Source organism: Streptomyces sp. NPDC093544, from assembly GCF_040683495.1.
Classification (GTDB): domain Bacteria; phylum Actinomycetota; class Actinomycetes; order Streptomycetales; family Streptomycetaceae; genus Streptomyces.
In genome coordinates this window covers 21,157-36,046 of sequence record NZ_JBFBEA010000031.1, presented here as the reverse complement: position 1 = coordinate 36,046, position 14,890 = coordinate 21,157, and the positions used below count along the sequence as shown (strand labels likewise).

Genomic DNA, 14,890 nt, shown 5'->3' with positions numbered 1-14,890 from the left:
TGCGGCACCACCCCTGTGCAATGCGTAAGGGATTGAGGATTGGTCTTGACCAAGGGTGGGGGTGGACATATGGTCACAGGGATAGTGCAGGAACCTTTAATAAACAAGGGCGCTAAAACGCCGCCGGGCCACGGCGATTGCGGAGGACAGGGTGGGGACCCAGCAGTTGGAATCGGTGCCGGAACCGAAGTACTGGCATCTCAGGACCGTGCTCAGTGAGGCATTGGACTCTGACTTCACGGTGGGGGAGATCCTTCCCAACGAGCGTGATCTGGCGGCGCGGTTCGGGGTCGCCCGCGCCACGCTCCGCCAGGCTCTGGAGCAGCTTGAACTGGAAGGCCGTCTGCAGCGTCGTCGTGGAGTGGGCACCACCGTCGCCCCGCCGCGTGTGGGTGTGGCGGTCGGATCCGAGCAGCACGTGTGGCCGGGCGCGGTCGGCGATGCCTGGCAGCCCGCGGACTGCACAGTGGCGGTCCCGTCGGCGGCCGTCGTCGGCATCCTGGAGTCGGGCGACGACGAACAGGTGCACACAGTGCGCCGCTCCCTGGTGACGCATGGTCAGCCGGTCGCCGCCGAACTGCTCTACATCCCGGCGTCCTCGGTGCCCGACCTGTCCGCGATCGACGCGCCCTCGGGCACGGCACGCGCGCGTGCCGTGCTGCGTGAGTTGCAGCGCCTGGACCTGGACGGTCAGGACAGCGCCGTGGAGCTCGGTTCGGCCCGCGCGGACGACGCCAGGGAGCTCGACCGGCTTCCCGGAGCGCCCGTCCTCGTCGTCACGACCCGCTTCTTCGCCGAGGGACGCACCGCGGCGGTCTCCGTCGCCACGTACCGCGCCGACACCTGCCGGCTGACCTTCGGCGACTCCGGCGGCGTGGAAATACACCACGACCCGGAGCGCAAGGCTTCCTGAGCCAGCCGCGAGCCGGGCGGTCTGCCACCGAGCAGCAGCCCACCGCACGACCGTCCCGCCCCGGAAATCTCCGGGGCGGGACGTTTTGTTTGTTTTGTAGGCACGTTGCGCTCAGCGGCGCGCGGTCACGGTTCCCTCCACCGCGAACAACTGCTCCTCCACGTGGTCCAGAGCCAGCCGCAGGGCACCCGTCGCCACGGCCGCCTCGCCCAGGAGAGAGAGTGCCACCTTCGGCGGGCGCAGACAGTAGCGCGCCAACTCGCGCCGCAGCGGCTCCAGTACGCCGTCCAGGCCCGCCGCCCAGCCGCCGACGACGACCAACTCGGGGTCGAGCGCCAGCACGAGCGCCGCGACGTCATGGACGAGACGCTGGATGAAACGGTCGACCGCCGCGACGGCCCGCTGGTCGCCGCCCCGGGCATACGCGAACACCTCGGCGACCGCCTGCTCGTCGAGCGGGTGCAACGGCTCGTCAGTGGTGGACAGCAGCGTCTCCGGCGTCACCCCGCGGCCCAGTAGATGCAGCGCGCCGATCTCCCCGGCCGCGCCCCCGTATCCCCGGTGCAGCCGTCCGCCGATCAGCGAACCGGCGCCCGGACTCAGCCCGGCCAGCACGAACACGACGTCGTCCGACTCGGTGGCCGCCCCCTTCCAGTGCTCGGCGACCGCCGCCGCGTTGGCGTCGTTCTCGACCAGTACAGGGCACTTGAAGGAGCGGCTCAGCCGCTCGCCGAGGCGCAGGCCCGTCCACTCCGGCAGCGCCGTGCCCAGGCGTACGGTGCCGTCCGCCTCGACGATCCCGGGGCTGCCCACCCCGACCGCGCGCAGCGAACTGCGGGCCACGCCCGCCCGGCGCAGCAGCTCGGCGACCGCCGTACGCAGCCGATCCAGCCGCTCGTCGGCCGACGCCGCCTCCTCCACGTCCTTGGACATGGAGCCCAGCACCCGGCCGTCCAGATCCGCGAGGAGCGCGGAGACCCGGTGCGGGCCGATCTCCAGGCCCAGGAGATGCCCCGCCTCGGCCCGGAAGCGATACCTTCGCGCCGGACGGCCCTGGCGCCGGGCAGCGCCCTCCTCGGCCGCCTTCTCGACGACGAGCCCGGCTTCCATCAGCCCTTCGACGACTCCCTCGACCGTGGGCCGGGAGAGTCCGGTCACCCGGGTGATCTCGGTGAGGGTCGCGCAGTCCGTGGTGCGCAGCGCGTGCAGCACCACTGCGGAATTGATCCTTCGCAGCAGAGAGGGATCCCCGCCGGTCAACTGCCCCAACGTCTGTCCTCCCAGCTCGTGCGCGTGTTGGCCGGATCGTACTCGGCGCGGCGGACCCCGGCGAGTGCCGGGGACCAGTTGGCTACTGACGGGTCGGACTCAGCCGGGCGCCACGAACCCCGACTCGTACGCCGCGATGACCGCCTGCGTACGATCCCGGGACCCCAGCTTCGTCAGTACGGCGCTGACGTGGGACTTGACCGTCTCGGTCCCGATCATCAGCCGTACGGCGATCTCCGCGTTCGACAGCCCCCTGGCCATCAGCCGCAGCACCTCCGCCTCCCGCTCGGTCAGGGAGGCCCGCTCCATGGCGGCCCGCGCCGCGGGATTCCCGCCGCTGTCCCCGTATTCGGCGGCCAACTGCCGTACTGAGGCGGGGAACAGCAGTGACTCGCCCTCGGCGACGAGCCGCACGGCGTGCACGATCTCGGCGGGCCGCGCCCGCTTCAGCAGAAACCCGTCGGCTCCGGCACGCAGCGCCTCGTAGACGTGCTCGTCGTTCTCGAACGTCGTCACCACGAGGATCTTCGGCGGATCCGCCACGGTCCGCAGCACCGCGCGGGTGGCTTCGATGCCGTCCATCAGCGGCATCCGTACGTCCATGGCGACGACGTCGGGCCGCAGCTGCCGCACCAGGGGGATCACCGCGGCACCGTCGGCCGCTTCCCCGACGACCTCGATGTCGGGCTGGGCCTCCAGGATGGCGCGCAGACCGGCGCGGACGAGGGGTTCGTCGTCGACGAGGAGAACGGTGACCGGCATCCGGCCAGCGTAGATCAGCGCAGTGGCAGCTCCACATGCACCTGCCAGTCACCCTCGTCCGGTCCCGTCCGCGCGCGGCCGCCGAGCAGCGCCGCACGCTCCCGTATGCCGCGCAGCCCGCTGCCCCGGCCCGGCCCCGGTATCTCCGCGGTGAGCTGATTGCGGACCTCCAGGACGAGTCTGCCGTCCTGGACCTCGATACGGACCCGGGCCGGGACACCCCCCGCATGCCTCAGGACGTTCGTGAGCGACTCCTGCAGGATGCGGTACCCCTCGCGGGACAGTGGCCCAGGCACGGTCTCCACCGGACCCGTCACCTCGGCGTCGACCTTGGCGCCGGAAGCGCGCGCCGACTCCAGGAGCCGGTCGGCCTCGGTCAGCGTGGGGCGGCTGCTCACCGGACGCTCCGCCTCCCGCAGCACGCCGAGCACCCGCTCCAGGTCCTCCAGGGCGGCCCGGCCGGTGTCCTCGATCGCGCCGAGGGCCCGGTCGGTGAAGGCGGGGTCGCCGGCCGCCCGCGCCGCACCTGCCTGTACCACCGCGACGGTCAGCGCGTGACCGATGGAGTCGTGGAGCTCACGGGCGATGCGGTTGCGCTCCAGGAGCTGATCGGTGCGCTCCTCCAGGGCGGCGAGCCGCTCGCTGGGGGAGGGTCCGAGCAGCCGGCGCGCTATCACCGTGATCAGCTCGCCGAGGCCGACGATCGCGCCGTACAGGGCGAGCAGCGGGAGTGGGAAGAGCAGTGCGTAGGCCCAGTGCGGGTACGAGACCGGCACGAAGGGGTTGTCGGTAGTCGGATGGCCGGTAGCCACGTTGACCAGCTCGGCGGCGATCAGCGGCGGCCAGACGGTGAGCCCACAAGCCACCCACCCGCCTACCAGACGGATTTCCAGCCAGAGCAAGGTCCGCCACCGGTCCCGCCACGTGACCGAAGGAGCGACCGAGAACGCGGCCTCCTCGCCCCCGCGCGCCAGCATGAACCGCGCCTGCACTCCCTCGCCCCGCCGGACGGCCGGAATCAGCCCCAGCGGAATCAGCAGCACGGCGGGCACCCACGGCTTCGACATGTCGATGAACAGCCACACGCTGACGAACAGCATCGGCACCCACAGGTGCAGCCAACGCGTGTACGTCGTCCCCCGGAACAGCGGGCGCAGAAATCGGGCCATTGCGCCATCGTGACAGGCCTCACTGACAGCGGGCTTCCCCCAGGTGGGGGAGACACTTTCCACCTGTGGGGGAGGTGACGGCCCCTCACCGGCGGCCAGTCTGATGCCATGACCAGCATCGACGTCCAAGACCTCACCAAGGAGTACGGCAGCACGCGCGCCGTGGACCAGCTCACCTTCAGCGTCCTCCCCGGCCGCGTCACCGGCTTCCTCGGTCCCAACGGCGCCGGAAAGTCCACCACCATGCGGCTCGTGCTGGGCCTGGACCGGCCCACGTCCGGCACCGCCACCATCGGCGGCCGCGCCTACGCCGCCATCCACGAGCCCCTGCGCCACGTCGGCGCCCTGCTCGACGCGCAGGCCCCGCACGGATCACGGACCGCACGCGACCATCTGCGGGCGCTCGCCGCGAGCAACCGCATCCCCGAGCGCCGGGTGGACGCGGTGCTCGAGGAGGTGGGGCTCGCCTCCGTCGCGCGGCGCCGGGTGAAGACGTACTCCCTGGGCATGCGCCAACGGCTGGGCGTCGCGGGCGCACTCCTCGGTGACCCACCAGTGGTGCTGCTCGACGAACCGTCGAACGGGCTCGACCCCGAAGGGATCATCTGGATACGGGAGTTGATGCGCGCGCTGGCCCGCGAGGGCCGCACCGTCCTCGTCTCCAGCCACCTCATGAACGAGACCGCGTCCTTCGCCGACCACCTCGTCGTACTCGGCCGGGGCCGACTGCTCGCCGACACACCCATGCGGGACTTCATCGACGCGCGCGTGCAGCCCCGCATCCGGGTGCGCACCACCGACAGCGGGGCTCTGGGTGGCCTGTTCACGGACCACGGCATTGAGGCCGTCGAAGGTGGGGACGGACGCTGGACCGTGCTCCACCCGCGCGTGGAGGACATCGGGCGCCTCATGTCGGCCGCGGGCGTGCCCATTCTCGAACTCGCGGCGGAGGAAGGCACGTTGGAGCAGGCCTATCTGGATCTGACGGTCGCCGAGACCGAGTTCGCCGCCGCGCCGTCCCCGACACAGCCCCAGGAGGCCTGACCATGACGTTCGCACCCGCACTCCACGCGGAGTGGATCAAGATCCGGACCCTGCGGTCGCTGGTCGGAGGACTGTGCGGCGTCCTCCTCGCCACGGCGCTCTTCTCGGCGATCGCCGGTCTCGACTCTGAAGGCGAGGACTTCGACCCGCTGTTCTCGGCGTTCTTCGGTGTCAGCTTCGGACAGATCGCGGCGATCACCTTCGGCGCGCAGGCCGTCTCGGCCGAGTTCCAGGGCGGTGCGCTGCGTGTGTCGTTGGCCGCAGTGCCCGACCGGCTGAGGTGGTTCGCGGCCAAGGCCGTGGCGATCGCGGTTCCGGTGCTGGCGGTCGGCCTGATCACAGGAGCCGTGAGTCTGGCTGTGGGGAAGGCGACTCTCGGGACGAAGGCGAGCGGACTGACCTGGAGCGAGGGGCTACGTGGTGTCGTCGGCTGTGGCATCTACCTGATGCTCATGGCCCTGTTCGCGGCCGGCCTCGCCGCCGTCCTGCGCAGCGGTGTGGCCACACTGAGCACCCTGATCCCGTTCCTCCTGATCGTCTCCTTCGTCGTCGGGAGCGCGTCGGCCGGAGCGGCCGACTTCCTGCCCGACAAGGCGGGCCAGGTGGTCTTCCACGAGACGTGGGACGGCGTCCTCGGACCCTGGACGGGGCTCGCCGTGACCGCGGCCTGGACGGCGGCAGCGCTGGCGGCCGGCGCGTGGTGCGTTCGGCGCCGCGACGCCTGACCCGTAGGGAAAGCGGACCTGGGCGTTGGCCCGCCGGTGGCGAGCAGCGCCGCCCGACCCGCCGGCCCGCGGCGGCAGCCGCCTCCGATCCGCCGCGGCCTGGGCGTCAGTTGCCCCCGACTTGCTGGTCCTCGGTGGCAGCCGCCCGCGCCCCGCTACCCCTCGGCGGCAGCCGTCCGCAACCGCCCGAACTCCTCCGCCATGGTCGCCGCCGTCCAGTGCGCGTTGAGCCCACTGGGGTTCGGCAGCACCCACACCCTGCTGACCCCGATCAGCGCCTCCTGGGGACCGATGGCGGCCTTGCGGTCACCGAACGCCGCCCGGTACGCGGTCACGCCCACCACGGCCAGCCAGCGCGGCCGCAGCCGCTCCACTTTGGCGGTCAGTAGCCGACCGCCCTCGCGGTACTCCTCGGCGGTCAGCTCGTCGGCACGAGCGGTCGCGCGCGCGACGACGTTCGTGATGCCCAGCCCGTACGACGGCAACTCGCCCTGTTCCGCGGGCTTCATGAGCCGCGGCGTGAAGCCGGACAGGTGGAGCACCGGCCAGAAGCGGTTGCCGGGGCGGGCGAAGTGGTGGCCCGTCGCGGCCGTCATGAGGCCAGGGTTGATGCCGCAGAACAGGACGTGGAGGCCGACCGCGGCCACGTCGGGTACGAGACGGTCGCGGGCGGCCTCCAACTCCTGCTGGGTGAAGCGGGTCAGAGGATCGCCCCCGGCGTGTATCCCGCGGCCTCCGGGTGCTGCTTCACGATCTCCTCGATACGGCCGACGACGGCGGCGACCTGGTCGGCGGCGGCGCCCGTGAAGGACAGCTTGTCGGCCATCAGTTCGTCGAGCTGAGCGCGGTCCAGCGGGATGCGCTCGTCCCCGGCGAGCTTGTCGAGCAGCTCGTTGCGCTCCACGCCCTGCTCACGCATGGCGAGGGCCGAAGCGACCGCGTTCTCCTTGATGGCCTCGTGCGCGACCTCTCGGCCGACGCCCGCGCGCACCGCGGCCATCAGGACCTTGGTCGTCGCGAGGAACGGCAGGTAGCGGTCCAGCTCACGCGCCACGACAGCGGGGAACGCGCCGAACTCGTCGAGGACGGTGAGGAAGGTCTCCAGCAGACCGTCCAGCGCGAAGAACGCGTCGGGCAGCGCGACCCGGCGTACGACCGAGCACGACACATCGCCCTCGTTCCACTGGTCGCCCGCCAGCTCCCCGGTCATCGAGGCATAGCCGCGCAGGATCACCATCAGGCCGTTGACTCGCTCGCAAGAGCGGGTGTTCATCTTGTGCGGCATCGCCGAGGAGCCGACCTGGCCGGGCTTGAAGCCCTCGGTCACCAGCTCGTGCCCGGCCATCAGCCGGATCGTCTTGGCGGTCGAGGACGGGGCGGCCGCCAACTGCACCAGCGCGGTCACCACCTCGTAGTCGAGCGAGCGCGGATAGACCTGGCCGACGGACGTGAACGCCTGCGAGAACCCGAGGTGCCGGGCGATCCGCTGCTCCAGGTCGGCGAGCTTCGCCGCGTCGCCGCCGAGCAGGTCGAGCATGTCCTGAGCCGTGCCCACCGGGCCCTTGATGCCGCGCAGCGGGTAGCGGCCGAGCAACTCCTCGACCCGGCCGTATGCCACCAGCAGCTCGTCGGCGGCGGTCGCGAAGCGCTTGCCGAGGGTGGTGGCCTGTGCCGCCACGTTGTGCGAGCGGCCTGCGATGACCAGCTCGCCGTACTCGCCCGCGAGCTTGCCAAGCCGCGCCAGGACGGCGACCGTACGGTTGCGCACCAGCTCGAGCGAGAGCCTGATCTGTAGCTGCTCGACGTTCTCCGTGAGGTCCCGGGACGTCATGCCCTTGTGGACCTGCTCATGCCCGGCGAGGTCGTTGAACTCCTCGATCCGCGCCTTCACGTCATGCCGCGTGACCTTCTCGCGCTCGGCGATCGAGGCCAGGTCGACCTGGTCGAGCACCCGCTCGTAGTCGGCGATGGCGGCGTCCGGCACCTCGATCCCGAGATCCTTCTGAGTCCGCAGCACGGCGACCCAGAGCTGACGCTCCAGCCTCACCTTCTGCTCGGGCGACCAGAGCGTGGCGAGCTCGGCGGAGGCGTAGCGTCCGGCGAGGACGTTGGGGATACGGGGCTTTGCGGGCGCGGGAGTCACGTGTACGGATTCTACTGGCGATTCCTGCAGGCCAGCGCCGCGGGGTTGTTCGTCGGAACCTACGAGGCCGGGGCGGAGCTCTCCGCGATCTCGGTCAGGATGTCGGCGTGGCACAGCTCGGGGGTGCACCAGCAGGCCAGGGTCTTGCCGCGTAGGGCGGGTACCTGGGCGAGCAGGTCGGGGCGTTCGAGGAGATACGCCCGGTACTTGTCCATGACCTCGGCTCGGGTGCCGTCGCGCTTCTTGGTGGGGGTGTCGTAGGCGAACGGGTTGTAGAGCGGGTGTTGAGGGAGGTCCCAGTGGCCCATGGTCCAGCGGCGGCCGACGTAGACGAGGTCCGCGGGGGCGTGTTCGAGCCCGGGGCCGAAGTCGTGGATATGGCCCTTGAGGTTGATGACGGCGGCACTCACACGCGGCTCCCTTCGGTCGGACGTGACGTGACGTGACGTGACTCGGCGCGGCGTTACCTCGATGATCCGGCGCCTGGGCGGCCTACGCCGGCGGCTCTTCGTACGGATACAGCTCGGGGCGCTTCGGCGGAAGCCCGTCCCCCGACGAGCGTCCCGTCAGGCGGCGGCCGATCCAGGGCAGCAGGTGCTGTTTGGCGAAGCGGGCGTCGGCGGTTCGGCGGGAGATCCAGCCGGGCGGGGCCGTGGGCGGCATCGGGGTGTGCCAGTCCGCGTCCTCCGGGTCGTAGCCCAGCACCTGCCACACGGCCTCGGCGACGCGGCGGTGCCCCTCGCCTGTCAGGTGCAGCCGGTCGACGTCCCACATGCGGGGGTCGGCGAGCGAGGGCGCCCCGTACAGGTCGACCACGAGCGCGCCGTGCCGCTTCGCGAGGTCGTCGACGTGGTTGAAGAGTTCCTCCATGCGGGGCCGGAACCGTTCGAGAACCGGACCGGTGCGGCCCGGGCTGCGCATCAGGACAAGTTGCTCGCACGCGGGGGCGAGGCGCTCCACGGCCTCCTCCAGGAGTCCACGGACGCGTCCCATGTCGACCTTGGGGCGCAGCGTGTCGTTGAGGCCGCCGACCAGTGTGATCACGTCGGGCGTCATCGCGGCCGCCACGTCCACCTGCTCCTCGACGATCTGCCCGATCAGCTTCCCGCGCACCGCGAGATTGGCGTACCGGAACCCAGGCGTCCGCGCGGCCATCCGGGCCGCCAGAAGGTCGGCCCAGCCCCGGTAGGAACCGTCGGGCAGCAGGTCCGACATGCCCTCGGTGAAGGAGTCGCCGACCGCGACAAGACTGGTGTAAGTGGCATTCGTCTGCATGGCGAAAAAGATGTTAACCCGCGCGCATACCCGTCGGTAGGTCAGGCCGTCGGTAGGTCAGGCCGTCGGCAGGTCAGGCTTTCGGTGGGGAAGGCTGTCGGTAGGTCAGGCCGCCGGATTACGCGAGCGCGCCGGTCCCGCCCCCGTGACCGCGGTCCCGCCCCCCTCACCACGGACTCGCCCTCACACCGGCTGCCCGAACAGTTCCCCAAGCACGTCCTCCATCGTCACCAGACCCGCGAGCCGCCCGTCGCTGCCCAGCACGGCCGCAAGATGCGTACGACTGCGCCGCATCGCGGTGAGTACGTCGTCCAGTCGGGTGCTCTCGCGGATACGGGCGATGGACCGCATGTCCCGCTCCTCGAACGGGAGGTCGCGCGGCGTCGCGTCCAGGGCGTCCTTGACGTGCAGATAGCCGACGATACGGCGCCCCTCGTCCACGACGGGGAAGCGCGAGAAGCCGGACTCGGCGGACAACTGCTCCAGCTGCTCGGGAGTGACGCCCACGCGCGCGTAGACCACGCGTTCCAGCGGGAGGACGACATCGCGGACGGGCCGGCGGCCGAGCTCCAGGGCGTCGTTCAGCCGCTCCTGGGCGCGGTCGTCGATGAGTCCCGCGGCGCTGGAGTCCTTGACGAGGCGGGCCAGCTCGTCATCCGTGAAGGTCGCGGAGACCTCGGTCTTCACCTCGACCTTGAACAGCTTGAGCAGTGTGTTCGCGAAGGTGTTGATGGTGAAGATAAGCGGACGCAGTGCCCGGGAGAGCCACACCAGCGGCGGCCCCAGCAGCAGCGCGGTGCGCACCGGCTCCGCGAGCGCGACGTTCTTCGGCACCATCTCGCCGAACAGCATGTGCAGATAGGTGGCCAGGGCGAGCGCGATCACGAAGGAGACCACGTGGCCCGCGCCGTCCGGTACCCCCACCGCGTGGAACACCGGCTCCAGAAGATGCTCGATCGCCGGCTCGGCCGCGATACCGAGGACGAGTGTGCACAGGGTGATGCCTAGCTGCGCAGCCGCAAGGAGTACGGACACATGCTCCAAGCCCCACAGCACGCTGCGCGCCCGCCGGTCCCCGTCCTCGGCATGCGGCTCGATCTGGCTGCGGCGGACCGAGATCAGCGCGAACTCGGCACCCACGAAGAAGGCGTTCACGACGAGTGTCGCGAGGCCGATCAGCAGTTGTACGGCGGTCATCGTTCCCCCTCCTCGGTGTGCGGCGCGTGCAGCAGCACGCGTGCGGCTCGCCGGCCCGAGGCGTCCACCACGTCCAGCCGCCAGCCGGCGACCTCGATGCTGTCCCCGACGGCGGGAATGCGGCCGAGCTCGGTCGCGACGAGACCCGCGAGGGTCTCGTACGGACCGTCGGGCACCCTGAGCTCGATGCGCGCCAGCTGGTCGGTGCGGACGGACCCGTCGGCCGAGTACAGCGCGCGGTCGTCGTCGTCCGTACCGACCGGGGCCAGGTCGGACATCTCGTGCGGGTCGTGCTCGTCGCGTACCTCGCCGACGACCTCCTCGACGATGTCCTCCAGCGTGGCGACCCCGGCGGTGCCGCCGTACTCGTCGATGACCACGGCCATCGTGCGCTTGCCGGACAGCCGGTCGAGCAGCCGTTCCACGGTCAGCGACTCCGGTACGAACAGGGGCTCACGCATGATCTGGGAGACGGGGGTACGGCCCCGGTGCTCCGCCTGCACGGCCAGCACGGCCTTGATGTGCACGACGCCGACGACCGAGTCGAGACTGCCGCGGTAGACGGGGAACCGGGACAGTCCCGTCGCCCGGGTCGCGTTCGCCACGTCCTCGCAGGTCGCCTGCGCGTCCAGCGCGATGACCTGGACGCGCGGGGTCATCACGTTCTCCGCGGTCAGGTCGGCGAGGTTCAGCGTCCGCACGAACAGCTCGGCGGTGTCCGCCTCCAGGGCACCCTCCTTGGCGGAGTGCCGGGCGAGGGCCACCAGCTCCTGCGGTCCGCGCGCGGAGGCCAGCTCCTCCGCGGGTTCGAGGCCGAAGCGTCGTACGACACGGTTCGCCATGTTGTTGAGATGCGCGATGAACGGGCGGAACGCGGCACTGAACCAGCGCTGTGGCGTCGCCACCCGCTTGGCCACCGCCAGCGGTGCGGAGATCGCCCAGTTCTTGGGCACCAGCTCGCCGACCACCATCAGGAAGACCGTCGACAAGCCCGTCCCGATGACCAGCGCCACCGAGTGCGACGCGGCGGTGGAGACACCGGCCGACTCCAGCGGGCCCGCGATCAGCTTGGCGATGGACGCCTCGGAGAGCATGCCGACGACCAGATTGGTGACGGTGATGCCGAGCTGGGCGCCGGACAACTGGAAGGTCAGGTTCCGTACGGCCTTCAGGGCGCCCGAGGCGCCGACCTCGCCGCGCTCGACGGCCCGCTCCAGCTCGCTGCGCTCGACCGTGGTCAGCGAGAACTCCGCCGCGACGAAGGCGCCGCAGGCCAGGGAGAGCAGGACCGCCACCAGGAGGAGGAGCAGTTCGGTCATCGGGTCACCTCCGTCCCATGATCGGCCAGGGTCGGGGGGACCGCGCGATGTCGTCCGCCGCCGTGGGAGTCGCGGCGGCTATTGGGAGGCTCGCCCATGGGCGGACGCTCACACACCTTTCAGAGGGCCGACCGATCAGCCCGTGGTAAAGGGTTGGCAAAGTGGACCTGGTCGCCGAGAGGCTTCACTCCGCGGCGCCACTGCTTCTCGCGCACATACCCCGCCTCCCGCCACGCATGTTGCGCGGTCTCGTTCGGCTGGATCACCATCGTGTCCCCGCGACGCCCGGGCCCGTACGGAGGACAGCGCCAGCCGTCGAAACGTGGCTGCTCACAAACACCTTGCTGCACGTGTCTACAGGGGCTTGACCCAGCGCCGCCAGTGGTCCTCGCGATGGTAGCCAGTGGCCGCCCATGTGTGGTGGGCCTGTTCGTTGGCTTCCAGGACCATGGCGTCGACGCGTCGCCCGCCCAGGGCGGTGAATCGTTGCTCTGCGGCTTCGAGCAGGGCGGTGCCGATGCCTTGTCGGCGGTGGGCAGGATGCACGGCGAGTCGGTATGCGGAGCATCGCCAGCCGTCGAAGCCGGCTATGACGGTCCCGGCGAGGATCCCGTCGCGCTCTGCGAGAAGCAGGGCTTCCGGGTCTCGTGTGATGAGTCGGGCCACTCCGTCGTGGTCGTCGCTGATGCTCGTTCCTTCCGCGGCGTCGCGCCAGAACTGCAGCACGGTGTCGACGTCCGAGAGAGTGGCGTGGCGGATGTGGAGATCGCTCATGGGACGAGCCAAGCAGAGCGCCGGCCTGCCGGCGAGCGGTTTCCGTGGCGGGGAATCCACACGGGGGCGGGCTCGGCCCCGGTCTTCCGCAAGCCGCAAGCTACGGGGTGAGCACCGCGGATGTCCCGGTACGCGCCCCCCGCAACCATCTTGCTGCGGTATGCGTCCAGGTGCTTACCTGAGTGCATCCGTACAGGAGGGGCATGACGTCTCATCGGGCTGTGCGGGCCCTGGTTGTCGGCGCCGGGCTGGTCCTGACCTTGATTGTGCTGCCGACGGTTCTGAACATCGCCACGAGCGCCCCTCTTCCCGGGCCGCTGGCCTGGATCGCGGCCCGGCCGTGGCCGGTTCTGGCCTGCACGGGATTCTTCGCGGTCGTGCTGGCGTGGGTCCAGCTGACCTACGTCGACGACGTGAGCCGTGCACGCAGAACCGAAACGCGGGGACGCAGACTCGCGGACGCCGTGCTCCTGATCGATCGCGGGGGCGGGTCGTGGCGGCGCGAGGCGCTGGTGGCGGCTGCTGCGGAGCGGGTCCGCTCCGGCACGCGGGCCACCGTCGTCTACGGTCTGCCCGGGTCGGGCAAGACCACGATCGTTGCGCAGGCGGCCCGTGAGCTGATCGGCGAGATCAAATACGGCGTCGCTCTGACCTTCGAAGGCTATCGGGCCGAGGACGACTCGGGGTTCGTGGTGTCGCAGCTGAACGGCTTCCTGGCCGGGTTCGGCCGGGACTTGGACGAGGCGGTGCTACAACAGTCGCCGCGGGCGGCGCTGTTGCGCCGGCTGGCCGTGGAGTTACGTGGGCTCGGCGTGCTGGTACTGGTCGACGACCTGCACCGGGCCGCTCCCGACACCCGGCGGGAGCTCCTGGACGCGCTGAACGGGGTGGAAGGGGTCCGGGTACTGGCCGCCTCCGACGAGGCGCCGACGTCGCGGCTGCCTGCGGAGGGACTGCGGGTGCCTGAGCTGACTCCGAACGAATACCGCGAACTCGCCCGGAACCTCGCGGCCGAGCTGGGGCTCGACACCGACCTGGACGAGCTGCTGGACAGGCTGCCCGACGAGATCCGCAGCTCCCCCCGCTCCCTTGCCATCACACTCGGCTACCTCCGGGACCGTCCGCTCGAACTGCTGCCGACAAGCGCCACCTCCGATGCGCAACTGGTCGCGCACGCGATGGCCACGCTGGACCCGGAGACCCGGCAAGTGCTGTTGCTGGCCGCCCTGTTCCGGGGCTGCGGCCTCACCGAGCTGCTCGCCCGCTCCGCGGGCGCGCCCGGGTTGCGGGACGCGCTGGACGTACTGCTGCGGCGAGCACTGATCGACCGGGTGCAGCCCACGGTCGAACTACCCGCTCTGGTGGTCGCCGGGCTCAGCGGGTTGGGCGGACCGGAGGCCGAAGAGCTGTGTGAACAGGTGAGTGACGCACTCCTCGCGGAGGCCCGCAGCCGGGTGGCAGCAGGCTCAGACTTGGCCGGGACCGGCCAGGTGATGGCCGCTGCGGCGCACAACCTGAGCCAGCTGGAGGGATGGGCGCAGCTCCTGAAACTGTGCGACCGGTCGGTCCTGGACGCACTGAACAGGCAGGGGCACTGGAGCGCGTTCCTGATGCTGCTGAGGGTCGGTATCCGCGTGGCCGACGGCCGGGACGAGGACCTGGCCCTGGAGTTGCGGCTCCGGCTGGGCCGCAAGCTCACTCAGCTGGGCGAGCCGGGGGAGGCCGCGGCGCTGGTGGAGACGGTGGCGTCGCGGGTGGGTGAGGGCGAGGGTGTCGCCCAGGTACGGCTGGCCACACAACACGGCCTCCTCGCGCTGACCCGCGGTGACGCACAGGCGGCGAAGGTGGCCTTCGAACGCAGCCGCGACCTGGCCGAGGCGCTCGGCGACCCCGCCCTGCTGGCCACGGTGTACAAACAACTCGGGCACACCTACCAGGCGTTGGGCAGGGTCAGACTGGCGCGGGAGGCGTTCCGTACGGCCATCGACCATGCTCCGGCGAAGTCCAAGTACTCCTGGGACTCCCTGGTGAACCTGGCGATGCTGGATCTGCGGGCGGGCCGGACGACGGCGGCGCGAGAGCGTGTCGAGCAGGCGGTCCAGGGGATGACTGCCGACCGCTATGCCGCAGGGCTGCCCCGGGCGAACCTGGCCTACGCCGAGATCGCCTTCGCCGACGGCGACCGGGCCCGCGCGCTGGAACTGGCCCGGGAGGTACTGGCAGGGCCCAACCACGACGGCAGGGTCACCGACCTGGCGGCGTCGATGATCAGAAGGTTCGAGCGAGCGACCGACGGATGA

Annotated in this window: 14 protein-coding genes; 4 read left to right on the top strand and 10 right to left on the bottom strand. The window is 70.8% G+C overall.

Features of this window, described 5'->3' with window-relative positions; translation table 11 throughout:
- The first annotated feature begins 151 nt into the window (after positions 1-151).
- Positions 152-913: a GntR family transcriptional regulator gene (locus AB0N66_RS35435; protein WP_365442828.1), complete on the top strand. Its 762-nt coding sequence runs from the start codon at positions 152-154 to the stop codon at positions 911-913.
- Positions 914-1,024: 111 nt separating this feature from the next.
- Here the strand turns inward: AB0N66_RS35435 and AB0N66_RS35430 are convergent, their stop codons facing one another.
- The 3 genes from AB0N66_RS35430 to AB0N66_RS35420 form a co-directional block, all read right to left on the bottom strand.
- The gene (locus tag AB0N66_RS35430) at positions 1,025-2,182 is read right to left on the bottom strand and encodes an ROK family transcriptional regulator (RefSeq protein ID WP_365442826.1); all 1,158 of its coding nucleotides are present in this window, start codon (positions 2,180-2,182) and stop codon (positions 1,025-1,027) included.
- Positions 2,183-2,281: 99 nt separating this feature from the next.
- A complete protein-coding gene (locus tag AB0N66_RS35425) occupies positions 2,282-2,944 on the bottom strand; it encodes a response regulator transcription factor (protein WP_365442824.1) in 663 nt (220 codons plus the stop codon).
- A 14-nt stretch (positions 2,945-2,958) separates the two neighbouring features.
- The gene (locus AB0N66_RS35420) at positions 2,959-4,113 is read right to left on the bottom strand and encodes a histidine kinase (protein WP_365442822.1); all 1,155 of its coding nucleotides are present in this window, start codon (positions 4,111-4,113) and stop codon (positions 2,959-2,961) included.
- Between the two features lie 108 nt (positions 4,114-4,221).
- Between AB0N66_RS35420 and AB0N66_RS35415 the strand changes: the two genes are divergently transcribed.
- A complete protein-coding gene (locus tag AB0N66_RS35415; RefSeq protein WP_365442820.1) occupies positions 4,222-5,157 on the top strand; it encodes an ATP-binding cassette domain-containing protein in 936 nt (311 codons plus the stop codon).
- 2 nt (positions 5,158-5,159) lie between these two features.
- Positions 5,160-5,882, top strand: a complete 723-nt coding sequence (locus tag AB0N66_RS35410) for an ABC transporter permease (RefSeq protein WP_365442818.1) — start codon at positions 5,160-5,162, stop codon at positions 5,880-5,882.
- 155 nt (positions 5,883-6,037) lie between these two features.
- Here AB0N66_RS35410 and mug read toward each other — a convergent pair whose 3' ends face one another.
- The 7 genes from mug to AB0N66_RS35375 form a co-directional block, all read right to left on the bottom strand.
- Positions 6,038-6,586 (bottom strand): G/U mismatch-specific DNA glycosylase, encoded by a 549-nt coding sequence (mug, locus tag AB0N66_RS35405; protein ID WP_365442953.1) that lies wholly within the window; start codon positions 6,584-6,586, stop codon positions 6,038-6,040.
- A complete protein-coding gene (gene purB / locus AB0N66_RS35400) occupies positions 6,583-8,025 on the bottom strand; it encodes an adenylosuccinate lyase (protein WP_365442816.1) in 1,443 nt (480 codons plus the stop codon). Before purB ends, mug begins: the two co-directional genes overlap by 4 nt.
- Before the next feature lie 59 nt (positions 8,026-8,084).
- The gene (locus tag AB0N66_RS35395; protein ID WP_365442814.1) at positions 8,085-8,435 is read right to left on the bottom strand and encodes a DUF4326 domain-containing protein; all 351 of its coding nucleotides are present in this window, start codon (positions 8,433-8,435) and stop codon (positions 8,085-8,087) included.
- An 82-nt stretch (positions 8,436-8,517) separates the two neighbouring features.
- Positions 8,518-9,300: an SGNH/GDSL hydrolase family protein gene (locus tag AB0N66_RS35390; protein ID WP_365442812.1), complete on the bottom strand. Its 783-nt coding sequence runs from the start codon at positions 9,298-9,300 to the stop codon at positions 8,518-8,520.
- 183 nt (positions 9,301-9,483) lie between these two features.
- Positions 9,484-10,497, bottom strand: a complete 1,014-nt coding sequence (locus AB0N66_RS35385; protein ID WP_365442810.1) for a hemolysin family protein — start codon at positions 10,495-10,497, stop codon at positions 9,484-9,486.
- Positions 10,494-11,816: a hemolysin family protein gene (locus tag AB0N66_RS35380; RefSeq protein WP_365442809.1), complete on the bottom strand. Its 1,323-nt coding sequence runs from the start codon at positions 11,814-11,816 to the stop codon at positions 10,494-10,496. Before AB0N66_RS35380 ends, AB0N66_RS35385 begins: the two co-directional genes overlap by 4 nt.
- 354 nt (positions 11,817-12,170) lie before the next feature.
- The gene (locus AB0N66_RS35375; RefSeq protein ID WP_365442807.1) at positions 12,171-12,590 is read right to left on the bottom strand and encodes a GNAT family N-acetyltransferase; all 420 of its coding nucleotides are present in this window, start codon (positions 12,588-12,590) and stop codon (positions 12,171-12,173) included.
- 203 nt (positions 12,591-12,793) lie between these two features.
- On the opposite strand from AB0N66_RS35375, the gene AB0N66_RS35370 reads away from it, so the two are divergent.
- The gene (locus tag AB0N66_RS35370; protein WP_365442805.1) at positions 12,794-14,890 is read left to right on the top strand and encodes an AAA family ATPase; all 2,097 of its coding nucleotides are present in this window, start codon (positions 12,794-12,796) and stop codon (positions 14,888-14,890) included.